Genomic DNA, 21,375 nt, shown 5'->3' with positions numbered 1-21,375 from the left:
CTTCTGGCACGCTGGCCCCATGCCTCCCACCGACGGCCCGCCCACCCCGGGAGCCGGCCTGCACGCCAACGTCCTCGACGCCCTCGGGCAGGAGATCGTCTCCGGCACCACGCCGGTGGGCGCCGTGGTGCGGATCGACCAGCTCGACGAGCGCTTCGGGGTGTCCCGCTCGGTGGTGCGGGAGGCGGTCCGCGTGCTCTCCTCGATGGGCCTGGTCGAGACCCGGCGCCGCCTCGGGGTCCGCGTCCGGCCGCGCACCCAGTGGAACGTCTTCGACCCCCGGGTCATCCGCTGGCGCCTCGACGGCCCGGACCGTGAGGACCAGCTGCTCTCACTCGGCGAGCTGAGGCGTGGCTTCGAGCCCGTGGCGGCCGAGCTCGCCGCCGACCGGGCCACCCCCGAGCAGTGCGGCGCCATGGTGGGCGCCGTCATGCGGATGACCGTGCACGCCAAGTCCGGCGACCTCGAGGCCTACCTGCAGGCCGACCAGGTCTTCCACACGACGATGCTCGAGGCGTCCGGCAACGAGATGCTCGCGGCCCTGTCGAACGTCGTCTCCGAGGTGCTCTCGGGGCGGACCCACCACCAGCTCATGCCGGCCCGGCCCAACCCGGTGGCCATCCGACTGCACGGCGACGTCGCCCAGGCCATCGGCTCCGGCGACGGACGGGCCGCCGCCGAGGCGATGACGGCGATCATCACCGAGGCGAGCGAGGCGGTGCGCAGGACCGCGGCGGCTCCCGAGGGAACCGCCGCGGACTGAGGCCCCGCCGGTGGGTCAGAGGGCGCAGGTGTTGACGACGTCCCCGCCGGCCGGGCGACGGACGAGCCCGTCGGCGGGCGGCGCCATACCGCGCTCCACCCAGGCGGTCAGCACGTCGAACGCGCTGCGCGCACAGGGAAGCAGGGGGCGCAGCCGGTCGGGGTAGGCCGAGTAGAGCCCGTCGGTGTGCGTCCCGTCCTCGACCCGGTAGTAGCGGTGCAGGGCTCCTGAGCCGGCCCGGTCGACCAGGGTGTCGTAGACGTCGGAGTCGGTGGCCGCGGGGAGCAGCGTGTCGAGGGTTCCGTGGATCGTGATCATCGGCTTGCCGATCTTCCCCGTGAGCGACACCGACCTCACCGCGTCCTTCACCGCCTCGGGCCGCGAGGCGTAGTCGTAGTCGGCGTCGCAGCTCGGGGTCCCGCCGGCGCAGAACGGCACACCGGCGTCGAGGGCCCCGTCCCACGTGGGGTCGAACTCCTCGCGGTAGATGCGCTGGGTGAGGTCCCAGTAGTAGGCGTGGTGGAACGGCCACAGGAACTCCGACCCCGGGGCGAACCCGGCAGCGATCATCGCGTCGTGGGCAGCGGGGTCGCCGGTGGTGGCGTACCTGGGGTAGTTCTTCAGCGCAGTCGGCAGGTACGTCAGGAGGTTCGGCCCCTCGGCGCGGAAGAGGGTGCCCTCCCAGTCCACCCCGCCGTCGTAGAGGTCGGGTCGGTTCTCGAGCTGCCAGCGCGTGAGGTAGCCACCGTTGGAGATGCCGACCATCCAGGTGCGCTTCGGGGACTTCGCGTAGACCTTCCTCAGGGTCGACTTCGCCGCCACCGTGAGCTGGGTGACGCGGGAGTTCCACTCGCGGATCGAGCCACCGGGGGCGCTGTCGTCCCGGTAGAACGCCGCACCGGTGTTGCCCTTGTCTGTGGACGCGAACGCGTAGCCCTTGCTCAGCACCCAGTCGCTGATGATGAAGTCGTTCGCGTACTGCGCCCGCGTGCCCGGCGCCCCGCTGACGACCAGGCCCCCGTTCCAGTGGTCGGGGAGCCGGAGCACGAACTGCGAGTCGTGGTTCCAGCCGTTGTTGGTGTTCGTCGTCGAGGTGTCCGGGAAGTAGCCGTCGGCCTGGATGCCGGGGACACCCGTCGGGTTCACGGTGCCGGCGGCGTTCAGGCCGGCCCAGTCGTTCGGGTTCGTGTGCCCGGACGCGACCGTCCCGGCCGTGGTGAGGTCGTCGAGGCAGGCCACCTTCTGGGCCTGGGCCCCCGGGACCGCGACCTTGGACTGGCGGGCACAGTGCCCGCCCTGCGGCTTGTCCGCCGAGGCGGGGGCGGCGGTGGCCAGTCCGCCCAGCAGGGCGAGGGTGGCAGTGGTGGCAAGGGCGGCGATCCGCCGGCGTGACGTCGTTGTCGGGCGCATGCCCGTCATGCTTCGCCCGGCGTCATGCCGGCTCAATGTGGGTCAGTCACACAAACCACCCGTATGCCGTGTGCGCCCGGTGCCCCGTCCGCCGGCCCCGCCCGGCGCCGCGCCCGCCGGCCCCGCCCGGCGCCGCGCTCGGCACCGCCGGGACGGGCATCGCCGGAGGAATGGTGGGAGGCGGCGGGGGCTAGGACTCGCCGCGGGCCTGCGCCAGCAGGAGGTCGCGCGTGACCTCCATGTGACCGCGGTGCTGCGACAGCTCCTCGTACACGTGGAAGAGCACCCCGCCCTGGGTGGTGGCGTACCAGTCCTGGCGGCCCGTCGTCGGGTTCACCGGGGGCGCCTGCGGGTTCGTCCGGGCCACCCACCCCCGCAGGGACGTGCGCATCCGGTCGACGTCTGCCGCGAGGTCGGTCACGGCGCCGACCGCCAGGAACTCTGCCTCACGGTCGCGGGGCACGATCTGGCCGAGGTTGACCGTGGACGCCCAGCGCGCGACCACACCGAGGCAGTGCGTGAGGATCGCGAAGGGGCTGTTGGCGCCGGGGATGTCCGGTCGGGTGTTGGCCAGGTCGTCCCCGAGGTCGAGGACGAGGTCGCGCATACCGAGCAGGGCTTCGTCGCAGAACCGCAGGTAGGTCTCGGTGTCGATCACGTCAGGACTCCGTCGGGCCCGGGCCGTCCTCGAGCAACCGCCGGAACCCGGCTTCGTCGAGGATGGGCCGCCCGAGCTCGCGCGCCTTGTCCTCCTTCGACCCGGCGTTCTCACCGACGACGACGTAGTCGGTCTTCTTGGAGACCGACCCCGAGGCCTTGCCGCCGCGGGTCAGGATCGCCTCCTTCGCCTCGTCGCGCGAGAACCCCTCCAGCGACCCCGTGACGACGATGGTCAGCCCGGCGAGGGTCTGCTCCACCGACTCGTCGCGCTCGTCCTGCATGCGGACGCCGTCGGCGGCCCACTGCTCGACGATGCGCACGTGCCAGTCGTTGCCGGGCGCGTCGAACCACTCGCGCACGGCCTCGGCGATCACTCCGCCGACGCCCTCCACGCCGGCGAGCTCCTCGAGGCTGGCCGCCCGGATCTTGTCCATGGAGGCGAAGTGCTGGGCGAGGGCGCGCGCCGCCGTCGGCCCCACGTGGCGGATCGACAGGGCGACGATGACCCGCCACAACGGTTGGTCCTTCACCTGCTGGAGGTTCTCGACCAGTCGACGACCGTTGGCCGACAGGATCCGCCCGTCGACGACCTCGTCCTCGGGATCGGTCTTCCTCGCCGCACGGGTGAACAGGGGAACCTGCGCGATCTCCTTCTCCCCCAACGAGAACAACCCCGACTCGTCCTCCAGCACGCCTGACTCGAGCAGGGCGATCGAGCCCTCCCAGCCCAGCGACTCGATGTCGAAGGCACCGCGTCCGGCCAGCCCGTTGAGCCGCTCGCGCAGCTGGTGCGGACAGGTCCGGGCGTTGGGGCACCGGATGTCCTTGTCGCCCTCCTTCTCCGGCTTGAGGGCGGTGCCGCACGAGGGGCAGTGCGTCGGCATGACGAACTCGCGCTCGGTGCCGTCGCGCAGCTCCACCACCGGGCCGAGGATCTCGGGGATCACGTCACCGGCCTTGCGCAGCACGACGGTGTCGCCGATGAGCACCCCCTTGCGCCGCACCTCGTCGGCGTTGTGCAGGGTCGCCCGCTCCACGGTCGAGCCGGCGACGAGCACCGGCTCCATCACGCCGAACGGGGTGACCCGGCCCGTGCGGCCGACGCCGACCTGGATGTCGAGCAGCTTGGTGTTGACCTCCTCCGGCGGGTACTTGTAGGCGATCGCCCAGCGCGGCGCCCGCGAGGTGGACCCGAGCTGGCGCTGGACGCTCACCTCGTCGACCTTGACGACGATGCCGTCGAGCTCGTGCTCGACGCTGTGCCGCTGCTCCCCGAAGTGCACGACGAACGCCTGCACGTCCTCGATGGTGTCGACCACCTTGTAGTGGCTCGAGATCGGCAGCCCCCACTCGCGCAGCAGCTCGTAGGCCTGCGACTGCCGGGTCAGCTCGAAGCCCTCACGGAACCCGATGCCGTGGACGAGCATGTGCAGCGGGCGGCTCGCGGTGACGCGCGGGTCCTTCTGCCGCAACGACCCCGCCGCGGAGTTGCGGGGGTTGGCGAAGGGCGGCTTGCCGGCCTCGACCAGCGAGGCGTTGAGGTCCGCGAACCCCTCGATCGGGAAGAAGACCTCCCCCCTGATCTCGACCCTCGCCGGGTGGTCGGTGCCCGCCAGCTGGTGGGGTATGCCGTCGATCGTCCGGACGTTGTTGGTCACGTCCTCCCCCGTGCGGCCGTCTCCACGGGTGAGCGCACGGACGAGGCGGCCCTTCTCGTAGAGCAGGTTGACGGCGAGGCCGTCGATCTTCAGCTCGCACAGGTAGTGGAAGTCCGTGGTCCCCGAGTCCCGCGTGACCCGGGCCGCCCACGCGGCGAGCTCCTCCGGGGAGAAGCAGTTGTCGAGCGACAGCATGCGCTCGAGGTGGTCGACGGCCTGGAAGTCGGTGCTGAACACCGCTCCCCCGACCTGCTGGGTCGGGCTCTCGGGCGTGCGCAGCTCCGGGTGCTCGTCCTCGAGCTCGTTGAGCCGGCGGATCAACGCGTCGTAGTCCCCGTCGCTGATCGTCGGTGCGTCCTTGACGTGGTAGGCGAACTGGGCCGCGCTGGCCTGCTCCGCGAGGTCGGCCCACTCGTGACGGGCCTGGTCCGGGACGCTGGTCGAGACGATCTCACTCACGGGGGTCATCCTGCCGCACCCCACCGACGGTGGGGAGGACGGACGCGGCACTCCCGGGACGGCTCCGACGTTCCCCGGGTGGCCGCGCCCGCGGCCGACGCCTGCGCTCGACCCCCGGGCACGCGCCATACGACGGCGTGGTCCCCCGGCCCCGTGGCCAAACCCGGTCGGAGCCGCAAGGATGAGTGGACCAGTTCCCCGACGATGCGGAGCCCAGATGACGAACCTCGCGACCAACCTGGTCACCACGGCGCGCAAGACGCCCGACCAGGCAGCCATCAAGTTCAGGGGCAACGACCTGAGCTACGCCCACCTGCACGCCATGGCGGCCAAGGTGGCTGGATCGCTGCGCGCCGCAGGGGTCGAGCCGGGCGACCGGGTGGCGATCATCCTGCCGAACGTCCCGGCGTTCCCCGTCGTCTTCTTCGGGTCGCTGCTCGCGGGGGCGATCGTCGTGCCGATGAACCCGCTGCTCAAGGCTGGCGAGATCGACTTCTTCTTCAGCAACTCCGGCGCCAAGGTCGCCTTCGTCTGGCCGGACTTCGTGGCCGAGGCCACGGAGGGCGCGAAGAACTCGGGCACCCGCATCGTCCAGTGCGGGCCGCTCGGCCCGGACGAGGGCGCCCTCGAGGACGGCGAACCCATCGCCGAGCCGACCGAGCGCGACGACGACGACACGGCGATCGTGCTCTACACCTCGGGCACCACCGGCCGCCCGAAGGGGGCCGAGCTCACGCACAGGAACATCCACCTCAACGCCTACCGCAGTGCGGTCGACATCCAGGAGACGACGAACGACGACGTGGTGATGGGTTGCCTGCCCCTGTTCCACGTGTTCGGGCTGGTCGTCGGGCTCAACGCCGCGGTCATCGCCGGCGCTGCGCTCGCCCTGATCCCGCGGTTCGACCCCGCTGAGGCCATCAAGGTCATCAACGACGAGAAGGTCACGATCATGATGGGCGTGCCCACCATGTATGCCGCGATCCTCAACCACCCGGACTCCGACGCCATGGACGCCACGTCGCTGCGGACCTGCTGCTCCGGTGGTTCGGCGATGCCGCACGAGGTGATGAAGGCGTTCGAGGACAAGTTCGGCTGCGTCATCCTCGAGGGGTACGGACTGTCCGAGACCTCTCCCGTCGCGTCGTTCAACATGCCCACGCGGGAGCGCAAGCCCGGCACCATCGGGGTCGCTATCCCCGGCTGCGAGATGAAGCTCGTCGACCTCGAGGGCAACGACGTCCCGGCCGGTGACGGCGTCGGCGAGATCGCCATCCGTGGCGACAACGTCATGAAGGGCTACTGGCGCAACCCCGAGGCGACGGCCGAGGCCATCCCTGACGGTTGGTTCCGGACCGGGGACCTGGCGACCATGGACGACGAGGGCTACTTCACGATCGTCGACCGCAAGAAGGACATGATCCTGCGCGGTGGCATGAACGTGTACCCGCGTGAGGTCGAGGAGGTCCTGTACGAGCACCCCGACGTCCTCGAGGCCGCTGTCGTGGCCGTGCCCGACGACCTGCTCGGCGAGGACGTGGGGGCGGCGGTGGCGCTCAAGCCGGGTGCGACGGCGACGCTCGAGGACGTGCAGGCGTTCGTGAAGTCGAAGATCGCGGCCTACAAGTACCCGCGCCACATCTGGGCCGTCGACGAGCTGCCGAAGGGACCGACCGGCAAGATCCTGCGCCGCGAGGTCAGCAAGCCCTCGGCCTGAGGCGGCCGAAAGCCCTGGCCCTGGGGCCTCAGGCCGGTGTCCCGCCCGGTGCCCGACGGCGCCGGGCGGGCAGGCCGATGACCACGGCCGACACCAGGACGATGACGGCACCGAGCAGCTGCGGCCACGCGAGGTGCTCGTCCAGGACGAGGACGCCGAGCACGACCGAGACGACCGGGATCAGGTAGGTCACCGTCGTGCTCACGGTCGCCCCCGCACCACGCACCACGTCGAACTGGAGCATGTACGCGAGCCCGGTGCCCACGACGCCGAGCACCAGCACGCACAGGAGCGGGGTGAGCCAGCCACCCCCGGAGGGGTCGGCGTGGCCGCTCCACGGCGCGGCATACGTGTCGCGGTGCAGCGCCCACCAGACGAGGAGCACGGGCGCCATGAGGACCGAGCCCACCACGAGCAGGGCGGTCGGCATGGACAGCCCGCCCAGGTCGGCGTTGCCGAGGAACCGGCGGTTGTAGGTCCAGCCCAGGCCGTAGCAGGCACCGGCCACGAGGGTCATGCCGAAGCCGAGCAGGTCGGGGCGGCCGGACGACTCCCACGGCTGGGTGATCACCACCACCCCGGCGAACCCGATGAGCACGGCCGCGAGCTTGCGCGGGGACAGCCGGTCGCTCGGGAGCAGGAGCAACGCGAAGAACAGAGCGGCGATCGGCGTCGTCGCGTTGCCGATGCCGGCGAGCGCGCTCGACACCCGCTCCTCCCCCAGCGCGAACAGGCTGAACGGCATCGCCGTGAGGAAGATGCCCGAGACCGTCAGGTGCGCCCACGTGCGCGGCTCGCGCGGGAGCCGCCCGCCGGTGACCCCCAGCAGCACCACGAGGGTGAGCGTGCCGGCGTAGATCCGCAGCCCCGAGATCTGCACGGGAGCCATGGTGCGCAGCCCCACCTTCATGAGGAGGAAGCTCGATCCCCAGATCAGCGCGAGCATGAGGTACTTCGCCTGCCACGGGACCCGCGTCGTCGACCGCCCGGCAGTCGGGGTCGACGGGGTGCCGGCGTCCGCGACGGTCGTCGGGACGGCGGGGGTGTTCGTCGTGCTGCTCATCGGTGTCAGCCCTCAGCTCGTTCGGTCCACTCGGCAGCCACCTCGACCGCCTTCCGTTGAACGCCCCAGGCCCCCTGGGGTGTGAGCCCGGCCAGCCCGCAGGTGGGCGTGGCGACCAGATCGGCCAGTCCCTTCGGGGACAACCCGGCGTCCGACCAGCCGCGCTCGACGAGGCCCGCAGCGGTCTTGCTCGTGCTCGAACCGTCCGTGGCCAGGCACCCCGCCCACAGCGCGACCCCCTGTTCGGTGGTCGCCGCGATCGACTCCCACCGTTGCGGCGTCAGGTCGGTCACGTCGAGCGCGACGGCACCGACACCGGTGGCCCGCAGGAGCGGCAGCGGTATGGCGCGGTCGCAGCAGTGCACGACCGTGGCCCGGCCGCCGGCGGCCTCGAGGACCTCGGAGAGACCGTTCCTCGCCCGCTGAGGGTCCACGGGTCGCAGGTGGCCGTAGCCCGAGGCGGTGGGCAGGTGGCCGGCGAGGACGGCCGGCAGGGAGGGTTCGTCCACCTGCAGCACCAGGCGGGCGCCGGGGACGAGTCGTTGCACGGTGTCGAGGTGGAGGCGGATCCCCTCCGCGAGCGAACCCGTGAGGTCACGGACCGCGCCGGGGTCGACCAGGACCTTCTCGCCACGCGTCAGCTCGAGGTTGGCGGCCAGGGTCCACGGACCGGTGCACTGGAGCTTGAGCTCCCCCTCCCAGCCGTCGAAGGCCTCGGCCAGCTCGTCGAGGTCCTCGCGAAGGAATGCGCCCGTGCGGGACGCGTCGTGACCGGGTCGCTCGACGAGGCGCCAGCCGGCTGGCTGCAGGTCGACGTGCAGGTCGACGAGCAGGCCTGCGGCTCGGCCGACCATGTCGGCGCCGGGTCCGCGGGCCGGCAGCTCCGGGAGGTACGGGATGTGGTCGTCGACGGCGAGGATCTCGCGGACCCCGCGGAGGGCCTCACGGATGTCGGTGCCGGGAAGGGAGCCGATACCGGTTGCGCGAGCCACGGCCCCGACTCTAGACCGCACCGGTGACACCTCCTGACCACGTCGGTCGGGACTGCCCCTCGCTCGCCGCTTTGGGTGCCCGGACGGTCGGAATTCCGACCGTCCAGGCACCCAAAGCGGGGCGACGGAGGGCGGTCAGCGGGTGTCGTGCTCGGCCTGCAGCCGCTTCGGTGCCACCTGTCGCCAGGCGTCCTCGACGACCGCTTCGACCCGGTCCCAGTCGATGTCGTCGACGTCCAGGCGGACCCCGACCCATCCGCGGCTGCCGACGTACGGCGGCCGGAAGTAGCGCTCCGGCTCTGCGGCTACCAGGGACCCCTGGACCCCCTCCGGCGCCGCCGCCCAGAACCCCACCCGGTCGTCGTGGTGGCGCTGGGAGGTCATGACGAACATCTTCTTCCCGCCCGCGAACCAGCAGGGTTCACCGTGGGACGCCCGCTCCTGCGTGGCAGGGAACGCCAGGCACAGCGCCCGGACCCGGGCCAGCGGCGTGCCCTCGAGGATCTCCCGCCCGGGGAGCACCCCGCCGACGCCCGCACCGACGCCCCCGGCAGCGCTCGCGTCCGCACCCCCGTCCGGCGCCATACGCGTCAGCGCTCGAGCCAGCTCTGCGCGATGGTGGCCGAACCCACCACGCGCGTGCCCTCGTACAGCACCACGGACTGGCCGGGGGCCACACCGCGCAGCCGCGAGCCGAGGCGGACCTCGACGTCCTCACCCGAGGCCCACGCCTCGGCAGGGACCTCCTCGCCGTGCGCACGCACCTGGGCGCCGACCGACACCACACCCTCGGGGGGTGCACCGCACCAGCGGGCGTGGTCGCCGCGGATCGCGTTGACCCCCAAGAGGTCTGCCGTGCCGATCGTGACGGTGTTGGTCGAGGCGTCCACCCCGACGACGTACCGCGGCTCGCCGTCCTGGCTGGACCGCGGCAGGCCCAGGCCTCGGCGTTGCCCGACGGTGTAGCCGTAGGAGCCCGCGTGCGCCCCCACGACCTCGCCGGAGGCCGCGTCGACGATGTCGCCGGCCTGCTCCCCGAGGCGGGAGGTGAGCCAGCCGCGCGTGTCGCCGTCGGCGATGAAGCAGATGTCGTGGGAGTCGGGCTTGGAGGCGATGTAGAACCCGCGCTCCCTTGCCTCCGAACGGATCTCGGGCTTCGCGGTGTCCCCGAGGGGGAAGAACGCGCGGGACAGCTGTTCGGCGTCGAGCACCCCCAGGACGTAGGACTGGTCCTTGGCCATGTCCACCGCGCGGTGCAGCTCGCGCTCGCCGCCGGGACTCTCCACGACCTGCGCGTAGTGACCCGTGGCCACGGCGTCGAAGCCCAGCGCCACGGCCTTGTCGAGCAGTGCCGAGAACTTGATCTTCTCGTTGCAGCGCAGGCACGGGTTCGGGGTGCGCCCTGCGGAGTACTCCGCGACGAAGTCCTCCATGACGTCCCGCTTGAACCGAGCAGCCATGTCCCAGACGTAGAACGGGATGCCGAGCATGTCGGCCACCCGACGGGCGTCGCCGGCGTCCTCGATGGTGCAGCACCCGCGGGCCGACTCACGCAACGTGGCCGCGCTCTGCGAGAGCGCGAGGTGGACCCCCACGACCTCGTGACCAGCATCGAGCATCCGGGCGGCGGCGACGGCGGAGTCCACTCCCCCGGACATCGCGGCGACGACGCGCATCAGGCCGCCCCGCTGGCCCTGCGGGCCCGCTCGACGGCCGCCGGCAGCGCAGCCAGGACGGCGTCGACATCCGCATCGGTGGACGTGTGGCCGAGGGTGAGCCGCAACGCGCCCCGGGCCGAGCCCTCGGGGATGCCCATGGCGAGCAGGACGTGCGAGGGCTGGGGCACCCCGGCCTGGCACGCCGAACCCGTCGAGCACTCGACCCCCGCGGCGTCGAGCAGGTAGAGCAACGAGTCGCCCTCGCAGCCCGGCACGAGCAGGTGGGCGTTCCCGGGAAGCCGGCGCATGGTGTCACCCGCCTCCCACGCGCCCGTCACGGTGATGTCGTAGGGCAGCGCCTGCGCGGACGTGACCAGCCGGTCACGCAGGGCCGCGAGGCGGCCGGCCTCGGAGCCGAGGGCGGCCACGGACTCCTCGAGGGCGACGGCGAACGCACGGATGGCCGGCACGTCGAGCGTGCCGCTGCGGATCTGGCGCTCCTGGCCACCACCGAAGGACTGCGGGACGACCTTGGCGTCGCGCCGCACGACGAGGGCACCGATGCCCAGGGGGCCGCCGACCTTGTGTCCGGTCACGGTCATGAGGTCGACGCCCGAGGCGGTGAAGTCGACGGGGACGTGGCCGGCCGCCTGCACCGCGTCGGTGTGGAACGGGATCCCGAACTCGTGGGCCAGGGCCGCCAGCTCGGCCACCGGCTGGATCGTCCCGACCTCGTTGTTGGCCCACATCACCGTGACGAGCGCGACCGAGCCCGGGTCCTGCTCGATGGCCGCGCGCACCGCGGCGACCGTCACGACCCCGGAGGCGTCGGGGTCGACCCAGGTCGCCTTCGCGCCGTCGTGGGTCACGAGGTGGTCGACGCAGTCCAGCACCGCGTGGTGCTCGATGGCACTGGCCACGATCCGGATGCGGGCGGGGTCGGCGTCGCGCCGCGCCTCCCACGTGCCGGCGACCGCGAGGTTGTCGGACTCGGTGCCACCCGAGGTGAAGACGACCTCGGACGGCCGCGCCCCCAGGGCCTTCGCGATCCGCTCCCGGGACTCCTCCACGACGCGGCGGGCCAGCCGCCCGCTGGTGTGCAGGGAGGAGGCGTTGCCGGGGACGGCGAGCTGTTCGGCCATCGCCGCCGCGGCCGATGGGAGCATCGGCGTGGTCGCGGCGTGGTCGAGGTAGGCGGGCACCTGCGAAGTTTACGCGTCGGGCGCTCAACCTTCAGTGCCAGTCTGGCGTTGGGTACGACATCCGGGTCCACCACGGAGCCGGGGCGCACCAGGCCGTGGTCGACCCGGACGGGTCCGCGGGGGGAGCTCGGGAGGGGAACGCATGAGGGCACGGGACGACGGGGCGTTCGAGTCCTTCGCCGCGCGCGTGACACCGCGCCTGCTCCGCACCGCCTGGCTGCTCACCGGCGACCCCACGCGCGCGGAGGACGCGGCCCAGGAGGCCCTGGTCCGGCTGTACGTCGTGTGGCCGCGCGTGCGTCACGACGAGCCGGAGGCCTACTGCCACCGGATCCTGCGCAACCTCGTCGTCAGCACCTGGCGCAAGGAGCGCCGCCTCGTCCTGGTCGACGAGGTCCGTGACACCCCGTGGAACCGCACGGACGACGCCCCGGAGAGGCTCGACCTGGTGCGCGCCCTCGCGTTGCTCCCTCCTCGCGAGCGCGAGGTCGTGGTGCTGCGCCACTACGCAGACTTCTCCGAACGCACGGTGGCGGAGATGCTCGGGATCAGCGTCGGCACCGTGAAGTCGTCTGCATCCCGCGGTCTGGAACGACTGCGAATCCTCATCGGAGACAAGGGAGACGCTCATGTCCAGTGACCGCGACGTCATCGAGCTGCTGCACACCGAGACCGCTCCGGCCATGCACGTGAACCTGACCGAGGTCATCGCGCAAGGGCGGGCCCGCACCCGGCGTCGGTCGGCCACCGTGGCCGTGGCTGCCTGCGCTGCCGCCGTGGCCGCGATCGCCCTCGGGTCCTCCGTCCTGTCCTCCCCCGGCAACGACACCACGACGCCCGCCGGACCGAGCGGGTCGTCGGTGTCGACCGCACCCACCTCTGGGACCGACGGCCCTCACGACGTGCCCGCCCCGGGGCTCACCGGACGTCGCTCCCTGACGGTCGGCGACGCCCGGTACGCGCTGGCGGTCGCGGACGGAGAGCTCACCATCGACGTGGTCCGCGACGGCCACCGCGAGCGCAGTGTCACGGGGATCCTCGGGAGCGGCGGCGCGTGGCGCGTCGTCGAGGGCACGGGCGGCCATATGGTCGTCGTCGGAATCGTCCCCGGCGTGACCGACGCGATCGAGCTGAAGCCCCTGGCGGGCCAGTCGGTCCAGAAGCCCATCGTGGCCCTGGCCCCGGGGCGGGACTTCACGGCGTTCGTCGTGACGTTCGCCAAGCCCCTGATCGCGGCGACGCCGGCAGCCGACATCGGCTGGCGCGGCGCGGGGCAGGAAGTTTCGTGGATCCTCGGCACCGAGCCCCAGATGGCGGCCTTCGGCGTGACCATGGACGGCGAGGGCGCCACACCCCTGACGCCCTACGACTTCACCCAGACGGGGCCCACAGGTGCAGGCACGCCGACCAGCGTCGTCATCTCGATCGACCTGCCGGTTGCGCGGGTCGGGGGCACCGTCGTCGCGAGCCTGCAGGGCGACCTCGTCGTGAAGGACCCCAGCGGGATGACCGCCACGCTCGCCGGCGCGGACCCGGAGTCCACGCTCGCGCGGGGGACGTTCCAGCTCGCCGACGGCCGCACCTTCGTCTGGGGGGTCGCACCGGCCGGCACGACCGCCGTGGTGCTCCACGCCTCCGCCGGGGCCACGGTCGGCAAGCCCGTCCTGGCGGACCTGATGGGCTCCTGGACCGCGTTCGCCGTCGAGGTCGAGGGCACGAACCCGCGGATCACCGGCATCGAGGTCACGCTGAGTGGCGACCGGGGCGGCTTCTCCATCATGGAGTAGCACCGCCCGGTGCCTGGCCTCGGGCGGTCCCGGGACCGTGCGACCTGCCGTTCTTGACCCTCCCTTGACCTACCCGCGCGTAACCACGGCGGGCGGGCCCTCGTTGTCCGGTCACACGCACGACCACCGAAGAAGCTGGTCGGCTCCTCGAAAGGGATCCCATGCGCACCGTGACACGAACCCGGGCAGCACTCGCTGCCGCGGCCCTGGCCACCGTGGCCCTCGCTGCCCCGGCCTCGGCCGGCCTGCTCCCGGCAGTCACGTCGCTCGCCCCCGTCCAGCCGTGGCTCTCCTCACAGCTCGGCACCCTCCAGGCGGCCACCCCGACCACCGTCCTCGTGCACGGCACCGACACCGCCGCCGCGAAGCGCGCTGTCGCCGCCGCCGGGCTCCGGCCCGTGACCACGTTCGACAAGATCGGCGTCGTCGTGGCGACCGGCCTCCCCGCCCAGATCCAGGCCGTCCGTGGCGAGTCGGGGGTGACCTACGTCGAGGGCAACCAGCCCATCGCGTTCACCCTCGCGACCTCCAACAAGGCCACCCGCGGTGACGAGGCCCGGAACACCCTCACCGGTGCGAACGGCACCAGCCTGGACGGCAAGGGGGTGTCCGTCGCCGTGATCGACTCCGGGGTCGACCCGAGCCACCCGTTCCTGCAGAACGCCGACGGGACGTCCGCCGTCGTCAAGAACCTCAAGATGGTCTGCGAGCCGCTCACCGAGAGCACCTGCGCCCCTGTCGACGCTGGCCCGCTCGACACCGACCTCGTCTCCGGTGGTGGGCACGGCATGCACGTCAACGGCATCGTCGCCGGGCGTGACGTCACCCTCTCCGACGGCACCAAGATGCACGGCGCCGCCCCCGGGGCCAGCCTGGTCAGCATCAGCACGGGTGCGGTCCTGTTCATCATCGGCGCCGACTCCGCCCTCAACTGGGTGCTGGAGAACCACGCCGCACCCTGTGGCGCAGGGGTCTCCGCGGCGAAGTGCCCGCCGATCAAGGTGACGAACAACTCCTACGGCCCGACCGGTGGTGGCGCCTTCGACCCCAACTCCGCGACGGTCAAGCTCCAGCGTGAGCTGGTCAAGGAGGGTGTGGTGAGCGTCTGGGCCAACGGCAACGACGGTGGCGACGGTTCGACCTCGCTGTCCAACCCGCCCGGCATGGACCCGACCCCCGGCATCCTCTCGGTCGCGTCGTTCTTCGACCAGAACACCGGTACCCGCGACGGCACCGTGTCCGACTTCTCCAGCCGCGGGAAGAACGGGGACCAGTCCACGTACCCCGACATCTCGGCGCCCGGTGAGTCCATCACGAGCTCCTGCCGCATCTACCTCCCGATCTGCAGCACGGGCCTGGACCCCAAGGAAGCCGGCGACTACAACACCATCAGCGGCACCTCGATGGCCACGCCGCACATCTCCGGCATCGTCGCCCAGCTCTTCCAGGCGAACCCGTCGGCGACCCCGGCCCAGGTCGAGGCGGCGATCGAGTCGACCGCCTACAAGTACACCGACGGCGCCCCCTACGAGGCCGGGACCAACGGCAGCACGAGCTTCGACAAGGGCCACGGCCTGGTCGACGTCGTTGCGGCCGCCAACGCCATCCGCTGACAACCCCCAGCCCGGCGGATGACGCCGAACGCCCCGGACCGCGCGTGGTCCGGGGCGTTCGTGCGTATGGCGCGTGGGCGCCATACACGGGCTCACATCCGGGCTGCGCCGTCCCGGATGGCTTCACGGATCCGGTTGTAGGTGCCGCAGCGACAGACGTTGCGGATGGCGTCGAGGTCGGCGTCGGTGATCTCCCGGCCCTCAGCGCGCACCTTGTGGACCAGGGCCACCGCGGCCATGATCTGCCCGGGCTGGCAGTAGCCGCACTGGGCCACGTCGCCTTCGAGCCACGCCTCCTGCATCGGGTGCAGGTCGCCGGGCGCCGTGGCGGCCAGTCCCTCGATCGTCGTCACCTCGTCCGTCGCCTCGAGGTCGCCCACGCGGACCGAGCAGGGATTGAACGCCTTCCCGTTGATGTGGGAGGTGCAGGCCTTGCAGACGTTGATGCCGCAGCCGTACTTGGGTCCGGTGTAGCCCAGGACGTCGCGCAGGACCCAGAGGAGCCGGACATCGTCGGCCACGTCGACGGTGACGATCTCGCCGTTCACGGTGAAGGTGTGCTGTGCCATCAGGGCTCCTCAGTAGGTGTGGGACAAGCCGTCGGTGGGCGACGCCGGCACCGGGGGGACGAAGGTCTTAGGGGTGAACGAGACGGTCCCGTGGTTGACCGGGAAACGCGTGGGGACCGTCCCGGTGGCACGGGCGTAGGCGCAGGCGGTCGCGGCGACAGAGGCCGCGACACCGGCCTCTCCCGCCCCTCCGGGCAGGTCGCGGTCGGAGGGCATGACGATGCACTCGAAGGTCGGCGGGACGTTCCACTGGCGGGTGTAGAAGTAGTTGTCCCAGCTGGCCTCGAGGAAGTGACCGTCCTGCAGGTGGTTGCTGCTCGTGAGCGCAAGGGCGATGCCGTCGGAGACGCCGCCCATCATCTGGGCTTCGAGGCCCCTCGGGTTGACCACGAGCCCTGCGTCGATGGCGATGACTGCCTTGGTCACCCGCGGGCCGGTGACGGCGTCCCGGACGGTGCGGTTCACCGTCTCGGGACGGCAGTCGATCTCGACGAGCACCGCGGTCGCGCCCTTGTACTCCGAGTGCACGGCGATGCCCTGCGCGGTGCCGGCCGGCATGGCACGACCCCACCTCCCGACCTCGACGACCTTGCGCAGGCAGGCCTTGACCCGCTCGTTCTTGAGGAACTCGAGCCGGAAGGCCAGCGGGTCCTTGCCCAGCTTCTTCGCCAGCTGGTCGACGAACAGCTCGTTCGCGCAGGCGACGTCGGGTGAGTAGATGTTGCGCATGCTGCCGGTGTTGAAGCCCATGTCGACCTCGTTGAGCAGCTGGGTGACCACGCCGAAGTCGTACGGCAGCTCCTGGGTCAGTGTGAAGATCGACTGGGCGAACCCGAGGTTGCCCAGTCCCGCGGGGAGCTCGGCAGCCATCGCGGTGAGCCGCTCCCCCAGCCCGTGCGAGAAGTCCGTCTGGATGCTGGTGTGGCGTTGTTCGAAGGTCAGCACGTTCGACCCGAGCAGGGTGGCCCGGATGCGTGAGGTGGCCATGGGATGGGTGCGCCCCTGACGGGGTTCGTCGGCGCGGTGCCACATGAGCTTGACCGGCTTGCCCATCGCCTTGGAGATCTTCGCCGCTTCGATGGCTGCATCGCCGAAGAGCTTGTGCCCGAACGACCCTCCGCCGGTGACGACGTTGACCTTGACGCTGGTCTGGGGCAGCCCGAGGGCGTCCGCGATGTTGCGCTGCGCGACGATCGGGGACTTCAGGCCCGCCCACACCGTGGCCCGGCCGGCGCGCACGTCGGCGATGGCGCAGTTGGGTTCGAGGGCCGCGCTGCTGCGGAACATGAACTCGAACCGCAGATCGACGGTCCTGGCCAGCAGGGGCACCTTCGGGACCGCCATCGGCAGCTCGGCGGCCTTGAGCCGGCGCAGCACCGACTCGTCGGACTCACCGGCGACCGTTCCGGGGTTCCACGTCACCTCCAGGGCGCGGACGGCGTCGATGCACTGGCCGAACGTCGCAGCCCGCACGGCCACCCCGGTGTCCACGACGACGACGTCGGTGACCCCCGGCATGGCCTGGACTGCGGGAAGGTTCTGCACGCTGCGTACCGAACCGTTGAGCGTCGGTGGGCGGCATACCATCGTGGGCAACGCGTCCGGCACGGCCAGGTCCATCGTGAACTTCTTGCGCCCCGTCACGGCGTCGCGGGCGTCCACGCGGTTCTGCGGGGTGCCGACCACCCGGAACGACGACGTCGACTTCAGGTTCACCCTGACCGGCACCGTCTGGGCGCTGGCCGCGAGGGCGGCGAGCTGTCCGTAGGTGGCGCTGCCGCCGGCGGTGTCGGTGATGACCCCGCTCCGGGCGGTCAGCGAGGACACCTGGGCACCGAGCAGGGTCGCCGCAGCCGCGAGGAGCCGTCCCCTGGCGACGGCTGCGGCCACCCGGATCGGGGTGTACATCGACTCCATCGTGTTGGAGCCACCGGTGAGCTGGTTGAAGACCAGCTCCGGACGGGCCGGGGCGAGGGTCACCTCGACCTTGTCGAGCGGCAGGTCGAGCTCCTCGGCGATGAGCATGGCGGCAGCGGTGGTGATCCCTTGGCCGACCTCCATCCGGGGGATCGCGAAGTGGGCGACCCCGTTCCCGTCCAGGGTGATGGTGATGAGCTGCGACGTCGGGAGCGCCGACCTCGTCTGCAGGTCGCCCAGGTCGAAGACCTCGGCCACCTGCGGTCCGCTCGGGACCGCAGCGGCAGCGGGCCTGGCTCCCGTGGTGAGCTCTGCCGCGACGGCCAGGGTCGTGCCGGCCACGACGTACCCGAGGAACCCGCGGCGGGACAGGCCCCGTCGTCCGTCGCCCGGTGGTGAGTCCGCCGGACTCTGCGCGAGCAGCTGCTCGGCCCCCTGTGTGTCGGGGCGGGCGGGCTGGGCGGGCTGGGCGGGCTGGGCGGGCACGGTCGTCACTGACGGGTCCTCTCACCAGGCTGAGCACATGACGTCGCGACGGTGCGACATCCACGGGACCCGCGTGCGGGCCCCCGCGTGCTGGTTCCGGACATTCGGCACCGAGGGGTCGGACGGATGGGGTCATGTCCACGATCCGGACATTTCACCGCATGACGCCCACGCGCCATCCGAGAGAAGGGCCCCCGACCACATGGCCGGGGGCCCTTCTACGGGGTCTGCCGAGGACTAGCCCTTGGCGGCCTTCACCGCGTCGGTGGCCTGCGGCAGGACCGCGAAGAGGTCGCCCACGACGCCGAAGTCGACGAGCTCGAAGATCGGCGCCTCCTCGTCCTTGTTGATGGCGATGATCGTCTTCGAGGTCTGCATGCCGGCGCGGTGCTGGATGGCACCGGAGATGCCGCACGCGACGTACAGCTGCGGCGAGACCTGCTTGCCGGTCTGGCCGACCTGCGAGGTGTGCGGGTACCAGCCGGCGTCGACGGCGGCGCGCGAGGCGCCGACGGCGGCACCGAGGGAGTCGGCGAAGTCCTCCACCTTGGAGAAGTCGCCACCCGTGCCACGACCACCGGAGACCACGATCGCGGCCTCGGTCAGCTCGGGACGCCCGGTGGCCTTCTTCGGCTTGGACTCGGTGATCTTCGCGCCCTTGGCGGCGTCGGAGACCTCGATCGAGACGACCTCGTCGGCCGCTGCTCCGGCGTACTCCTCGGGAGCGGCGGAGTTGGGCTTCACGGTGACGATGGGCGTGCCCTTGGTGACCGTCGAGGTGACGGAGTAGGAGCCGGCGAAGACGGACTGCGTGGTCTTCACGCCACCGCCGTCACCCGCCTGCACGTCGACGGCGTCGGTGATCAGACCGGACTCGGTCTTGATCGCCAGGCGCGCGGCGATCTCCTTGCCGGCGGAGTTGCTCGGGATGAGCACGGCGGCCGGCGAGGCCGACGCGACGAGCTGCGCGAGCACCTCGGCCTGCGGGGCCACGAGGTGGTCGGTCACGTCGGCGGACTCCACGCGGTAGACCTTCTCCGCGCCGTACTTCGCGAGGGCCTCCTTGGCGGCGTCGAAGCCGTCGCCGACGAAGACGGCGGACGGCTCGCCGAGGCGGCGGGCGATGGTCAGGAGCTCAGCGGTGGTCTTGCGGACGGTGCCGTTCGCGTGGTCGACCAGGACGAGTACTTCAGCCATGGGGTGTTCCTTTCCTTGTCTCTGGCCGGCTCAGACGAACTTCTGCGCGGACAGGAACTCGGCGAGCTTCGTGCCGCCGTCACCTTCGTCGGTGACGATCTGGCCCTGCTCGCGCGGGGGGCGCTTGGTGAACGACTCGACCTTGGTCCAGGCGGCCTCGAGGCCGACGAGCGAGGCGTCGACGCCGAGGTCGGCCAGCGACCACTCCTCGACCGGCTTCTTCTTCGCAGCCATGATCCCCTTGAAGGAGGGGTAGCGCGGCTCGTTGATCTGGTCGGTCACGGAGACCAGCGCGGGCAGCGAGGCGACGATGGTCTCGGACGCGGCGTCACCGTCGCGCCGGATCGTCACGGTGGACCCGTCGACGGTCAGCTCGGAGGCGAACGTCACCTGCGGCAGGCCGAGTCGCTCGGCGAGCATCGCCGGGACGACGCTCATGGTGCCGTCGGTCGAGGCCATGCCCGTGATGACGAGGTCGGGCGACCCGATCTTCTTCACGGCCTCCGCGAGGACGAGCGACGTGGCCACGGAGTCGGACCCGTGGATCGCGTCGTCCTTGACGTGGACGGCCTTGTGCGCGCCCATCTGGAGGGCCTTCTTGAGGGCGTCGGCGGCCTGGTCGGGGCCGACCGTCAGGACGGTGACCTCTCCCTCGCCGGCCTCGACGATCTTGAGGGCCTCCTCGACGGCGTACTCGTCGAGCTCGGACAGCAGTCCGTCGACACCCACGCGGTCGGTGGTGTTGTCGGAGTCGTTGAAGGTGCGGTCGGACTGTGCGTCCGGAACGTATTTCACGCAGACGACGATGTTCATGCGCTGATCGTCCTCTTCCAGGTAGGGAATGAGATGAGGTCAGGTGCCATCCTTACAGTCCGTGCTCGCCGAGGGCACACCAGCGCCGCGTGACGCTCACCACGGGGCGCTCCCACCGAGTCGGGAGGTGACCGTGGACACACGTGTCCCCCTGGTCATCACCGGCGAGCGCACGGTCCCCGGCGTGTGGCACGAGAACTACTGGTTCAGGCGCCACGAGGCCGCGTATGCCGCCCTCCCGGTCTGGGTGCCCTCGCCTCCGGGCATCGTCCTCGACGCCGGCTGCGGTGAGGGGTACGGCGCCTCCGTGCTCCGCGCCTCGTGGCCCGGCGCCCGGGTCGTCGGGGTCGACTACGACGCCATCGCCGCGGTCCACGCCGCGCGCACCCACGGTGGTGAGCAGGCGGCATACGTGCGGGCGGGACTGACCGCGCTCCCCCTCGTGGACGACGTGGCGGACCTCGTGGTGTCGCTCCAGGTGCTGGAGCACCTGTGGACGCCGTGGGAGTACGTCGGGGAGCTGGCGAGGGTCGCTGCACCCGGTGGTGTGGTGGTGCTGTCGACCCCGAACCGGCTCACCTTCTCGCCCGGGCTGGGTCGGCTCGAGGCGCCGTCGAACGCCTACCACTCGCGGGAGTACGACGCCCTCGAGCTGGAGCAGGAGCTGCGGGCGTGGCTGCCGGGCAGCGGGGTGCGGGTCGCCGGCCTGCACCACGGCGAGCGCCTGCGCGCCCGGGAGGCCGCGCACGGGTCCCTGGCCGAAGCCCTGGCTGCACCGGTCGAGGACTGGGGTGAGGAGCTGCGCGACCTCGTGGCGACGACCACGACAGCCGACTTCGTCCTCGGGGCCGCCGACGACGCGTGCCTCGACCTGGTGGCGGTGCTCAACCCCTGACGGACGGCTCAGCCGTCGCCGGTCGAGCGACGCCCGGCCTTGAGCTGGCCCCGGCGCTTCTTGGAGTCGAGCCGCCGACGGCGCGAACCCATCGTGGGGCGGGTGGCCCGACGCGGGGGCGGGTCAGGAGCGGCGGCCTCGCGGATCAGGGCGACGAGGCGCTTGCGGGCCGCGACCCGGTTCTGGCGCTGGGCGCGGTGCTCGGAGGCGACGACGATGATCCGACCACCCACGAGGTGCGGGGCGAGCCGCTCCACCAGACGCTCTCGCACGCGCTCTGGCAGCGCGGCCACGGCCCCCGACGTCGAGGGGTCGAACTCGAGCTCGACCCTGCTGTCGGTGGTGTTCACGCCCTGCCCTCCGGGCCCGGACGCCCTCGAGAACCGCTCCACGAGCTCCCCGGCGTCGATGCGCAGCCCCTGCGGCAGCCCCGGTCCCGGCGGGACCGCGAGCGCGGCACCCGGCTGCGGCCGGCTGGCGGGGGGCGTCGTCACGGCACCACTCCACCACAGGCGC

At 71.7% G+C, this 21,375-nt stretch carries 19 protein-coding genes; 6 read left to right on the top strand and 13 right to left on the bottom strand.

Going from position 1 to position 21,375, the window contains the following annotated elements:
- Positions 1-19: 19 nt before the first annotated feature.
- Complete coding sequence (locus ASD62_RS17175; RefSeq protein ID WP_056917008.1) at positions 20-763, top strand: FadR/GntR family transcriptional regulator; 744 nt, start codon at positions 20-22, stop codon at positions 761-763.
- A gap of 15 nt (positions 764-778) precedes the next feature.
- On the opposite strand, the gene ASD62_RS17170 is transcribed toward ASD62_RS17175, so the two are convergent.
- The 3 genes from ASD62_RS17170 to ligA form a co-directional block, all read right to left on the bottom strand.
- A complete protein-coding gene (locus tag ASD62_RS17170) occupies positions 779-2,173 on the bottom strand; it encodes a tannase/feruloyl esterase family alpha/beta hydrolase (RefSeq protein ID WP_056917489.1) in 1,395 nt (464 codons plus the stop codon).
- A 190-nt stretch (positions 2,174-2,363) separates the two neighbouring features.
- Positions 2,364-2,831, bottom strand: coding sequence for a DUF664 domain-containing protein (locus ASD62_RS17165; RefSeq protein WP_056917007.1), 468 nt, complete (start codon positions 2,829-2,831; stop codon positions 2,364-2,366).
- Between the two features lies 1 nt (position 2,832).
- On the bottom strand, positions 2,833-5,001 hold the full coding sequence (gene ligA, locus ASD62_RS17160) for an NAD-dependent DNA ligase LigA (RefSeq protein ID WP_369818807.1): 2,169 nt from the start codon (positions 4,999-5,001) through the stop codon (positions 2,833-2,835).
- 166 nt (positions 5,002-5,167) lie between these two features.
- On the opposite strand from ligA, the gene ASD62_RS17155 reads away from it, so the two are divergent.
- Complete coding sequence (locus ASD62_RS17155; protein ID WP_056917005.1) at positions 5,168-6,667, top strand: long-chain fatty acid--CoA ligase; 1,500 nt, start codon at positions 5,168-5,170, stop codon at positions 6,665-6,667.
- A gap of 28 nt (positions 6,668-6,695) precedes the next feature.
- Here ASD62_RS17155 and ASD62_RS17150 read toward each other — a convergent pair whose 3' ends face one another.
- From ASD62_RS17150 to ASD62_RS17130, 5 genes are all read right to left on the bottom strand, one after another.
- Positions 6,696-7,730 carry a DMT family transporter gene (locus ASD62_RS17150; RefSeq protein ID WP_082580910.1) on the bottom strand — a complete coding sequence of 345 codons (1,035 nt, stop codon included), beginning with the start codon at positions 7,728-7,730 and terminating at the stop codon, positions 6,696-6,698.
- A 5-nt stretch (positions 7,731-7,735) separates the two neighbouring features.
- Positions 7,736-8,722: a methionine synthase gene (locus ASD62_RS17145; protein ID WP_056917004.1), complete on the bottom strand. Its 987-nt coding sequence runs from the start codon at positions 8,720-8,722 to the stop codon at positions 7,736-7,738.
- Positions 8,723-8,857: 135 nt separating this feature from the next.
- Entirely contained in the window at positions 8,858-9,307 is a 450-nt protein-coding gene (locus tag ASD62_RS17140) for an MmcQ/YjbR family DNA-binding protein (RefSeq protein ID WP_082580909.1), read from the bottom strand.
- 5 nt (positions 9,308-9,312) lie between these two features.
- Positions 9,313-10,398: a tRNA 2-thiouridine(34) synthase MnmA gene (gene mnmA / locus ASD62_RS17135; protein ID WP_056917003.1), complete on the bottom strand. Its 1,086-nt coding sequence runs from the start codon at positions 10,396-10,398 to the stop codon at positions 9,313-9,315.
- Positions 10,398-11,582 carry a cysteine desulfurase family protein gene (locus tag ASD62_RS17130; RefSeq protein ID WP_082580908.1) on the bottom strand — a complete coding sequence of 395 codons (1,185 nt, stop codon included), beginning with the start codon at positions 11,580-11,582 and terminating at the stop codon, positions 10,398-10,400. The genes mnmA and ASD62_RS17130 overlap by 1 nt, the downstream gene beginning before the upstream one ends.
- Positions 11,583-11,724: 142 nt before the next feature.
- Here ASD62_RS17130 and ASD62_RS17125 point away from each other — a divergent pair, with 142 nt between their 5' ends.
- From ASD62_RS17125 to ASD62_RS17115, 3 genes are all read left to right on the top strand, one after another.
- Entirely contained in the window at positions 11,725-12,222 is a 498-nt protein-coding gene (locus tag ASD62_RS17125; RefSeq protein ID WP_056917002.1) for a SigE family RNA polymerase sigma factor, read from the top strand.
- On the top strand, positions 12,212-13,369 hold the full coding sequence (locus tag ASD62_RS17120; protein WP_056917001.1) for a hypothetical protein: 1,158 nt from the start codon (positions 12,212-12,214) through the stop codon (positions 13,367-13,369). The genes ASD62_RS17125 and ASD62_RS17120 overlap by 11 nt, the downstream gene beginning before the upstream one ends.
- Before the next feature lie 170 nt (positions 13,370-13,539).
- Positions 13,540-14,982 (top strand): S8 family serine peptidase, encoded by a 1,443-nt coding sequence (locus tag ASD62_RS17115; RefSeq protein WP_235530740.1) that lies wholly within the window; start codon positions 13,540-13,542, stop codon positions 14,980-14,982.
- 92 nt (positions 14,983-15,074) lie between these two features.
- Here ASD62_RS17115 and ASD62_RS17110 read toward each other — a convergent pair whose 3' ends face one another.
- The 4 genes from ASD62_RS17110 to ASD62_RS17090 all read right to left on the bottom strand — a co-directional run bounded on the left by ASD62_RS17110 (position 15,075) and on the right by ASD62_RS17090 (position 19,964).
- Entirely contained in the window at positions 15,075-15,551 is a 477-nt protein-coding gene (locus ASD62_RS17110) for a (2Fe-2S)-binding protein (RefSeq protein WP_056916999.1), read from the bottom strand.
- A 9-nt stretch (positions 15,552-15,560) separates the two neighbouring features.
- Complete coding sequence (locus tag ASD62_RS17105) at positions 15,561-17,963, bottom strand: molybdopterin cofactor-binding domain-containing protein (RefSeq protein ID WP_235530739.1); 2,403 nt, start codon at positions 17,961-17,963, stop codon at positions 15,561-15,563.
- A 228-nt stretch (positions 17,964-18,191) separates the two neighbouring features.
- Positions 18,192-19,151 carry an electron transfer flavoprotein subunit alpha/FixB family protein gene (locus ASD62_RS17095; protein WP_056916997.1) on the bottom strand — a complete coding sequence of 320 codons (960 nt, stop codon included), beginning with the start codon at positions 19,149-19,151 and terminating at the stop codon, positions 18,192-18,194.
- Positions 19,152-19,181: 30 nt separating this feature from the next.
- On the bottom strand, positions 19,182-19,964 hold the full coding sequence (locus tag ASD62_RS17090; RefSeq protein ID WP_056916996.1) for an electron transfer flavoprotein subunit beta/FixA family protein: 783 nt from the start codon (positions 19,962-19,964) through the stop codon (positions 19,182-19,184).
- A gap of 133 nt (positions 19,965-20,097) precedes the next feature.
- On the opposite strand from ASD62_RS17090, the gene ASD62_RS17085 reads away from it, so the two are divergent.
- Entirely contained in the window at positions 20,098-20,859 is a 762-nt protein-coding gene (locus tag ASD62_RS17085; protein ID WP_157581527.1) for a bifunctional 2-polyprenyl-6-hydroxyphenol methylase/3-demethylubiquinol 3-O-methyltransferase UbiG, read from the top strand.
- Positions 20,860-20,867: 8 nt separating this feature from the next.
- Here ASD62_RS17085 and arfB read toward each other — a convergent pair whose 3' ends face one another.
- Positions 20,868-21,353 carry an alternative ribosome rescue aminoacyl-tRNA hydrolase ArfB gene (arfB, locus tag ASD62_RS17080; RefSeq protein ID WP_056916994.1) on the bottom strand — a complete coding sequence of 162 codons (486 nt, stop codon included), beginning with the start codon at positions 21,351-21,353 and terminating at the stop codon, positions 20,868-20,870.
- Between the last annotated feature and the right edge of the window lie 22 nt (positions 21,354-21,375).

The organism is Phycicoccus sp. Root563 (assembly GCF_001427915.1).
GTDB lineage: Bacteria > Actinomycetota > Actinomycetes > Actinomycetales > Dermatophilaceae > Pedococcus.
This window is presented reverse-complemented; position numbering and strand designations above follow the sequence as displayed.

Coding starts and splice junctions, on each gene's coding strand:
- ASD62_RS17090 (WP_056916996.1), bottom strand. CDS start 19,964: ATGAACATCGTCGTCTGCGTGAAATACGTTCCGGACGCACAGTCCGAC.
- ASD62_RS17140 (WP_082580909.1), bottom strand. CDS start 9,307: ATGGCGCCGGACGGGGGTGCGGACGCGAGCGCTGCCGGGGGCGTCGGT.
- ASD62_RS17155 (WP_056917005.1), top strand. CDS start 5,168: ATGACGAACCTCGCGACCAACCTGGTCACCACGGCGCGCAAGACGCCC.
- ASD62_RS17170 (WP_056917489.1), bottom strand. CDS start 2,173: ATGCGCCCGACAACGACGTCACGCCGGCGGATCGCCGCCCTTGCCACC.
- ASD62_RS17120 (WP_056917001.1), top strand. CDS start 12,212: ATGTCCAGTGACCGCGACGTCATCGAGCTGCTGCACACCGAGACCGCT.
- ASD62_RS17125 (WP_056917002.1), top strand. CDS start 11,725: ATGAGGGCACGGGACGACGGGGCGTTCGAGTCCTTCGCCGCGCGCGTG.
- ASD62_RS17175 (WP_056917008.1), top strand. CDS start 20: ATGCCTCCCACCGACGGCCCGCCCACCCCGGGAGCCGGCCTGCACGCC.
- ASD62_RS17150 (WP_082580910.1), bottom strand. CDS start 7,730: ATGAGCAGCACGACGAACACCCCCGCCGTCCCGACGACCGTCGCGGAC.
- ASD62_RS17110 (WP_056916999.1), bottom strand. CDS start 15,551: ATGGCACAGCACACCTTCACCGTGAACGGCGAGATCGTCACCGTCGAC.
- mnmA (WP_056917003.1), bottom strand. CDS start 10,398: ATGCGCGTCGTCGCCGCGATGTCCGGGGGAGTGGACTCCGCCGTCGCC.
- ASD62_RS17095 (WP_056916997.1), bottom strand. CDS start 19,151: ATGGCTGAAGTACTCGTCCTGGTCGACCACGCGAACGGCACCGTCCGC.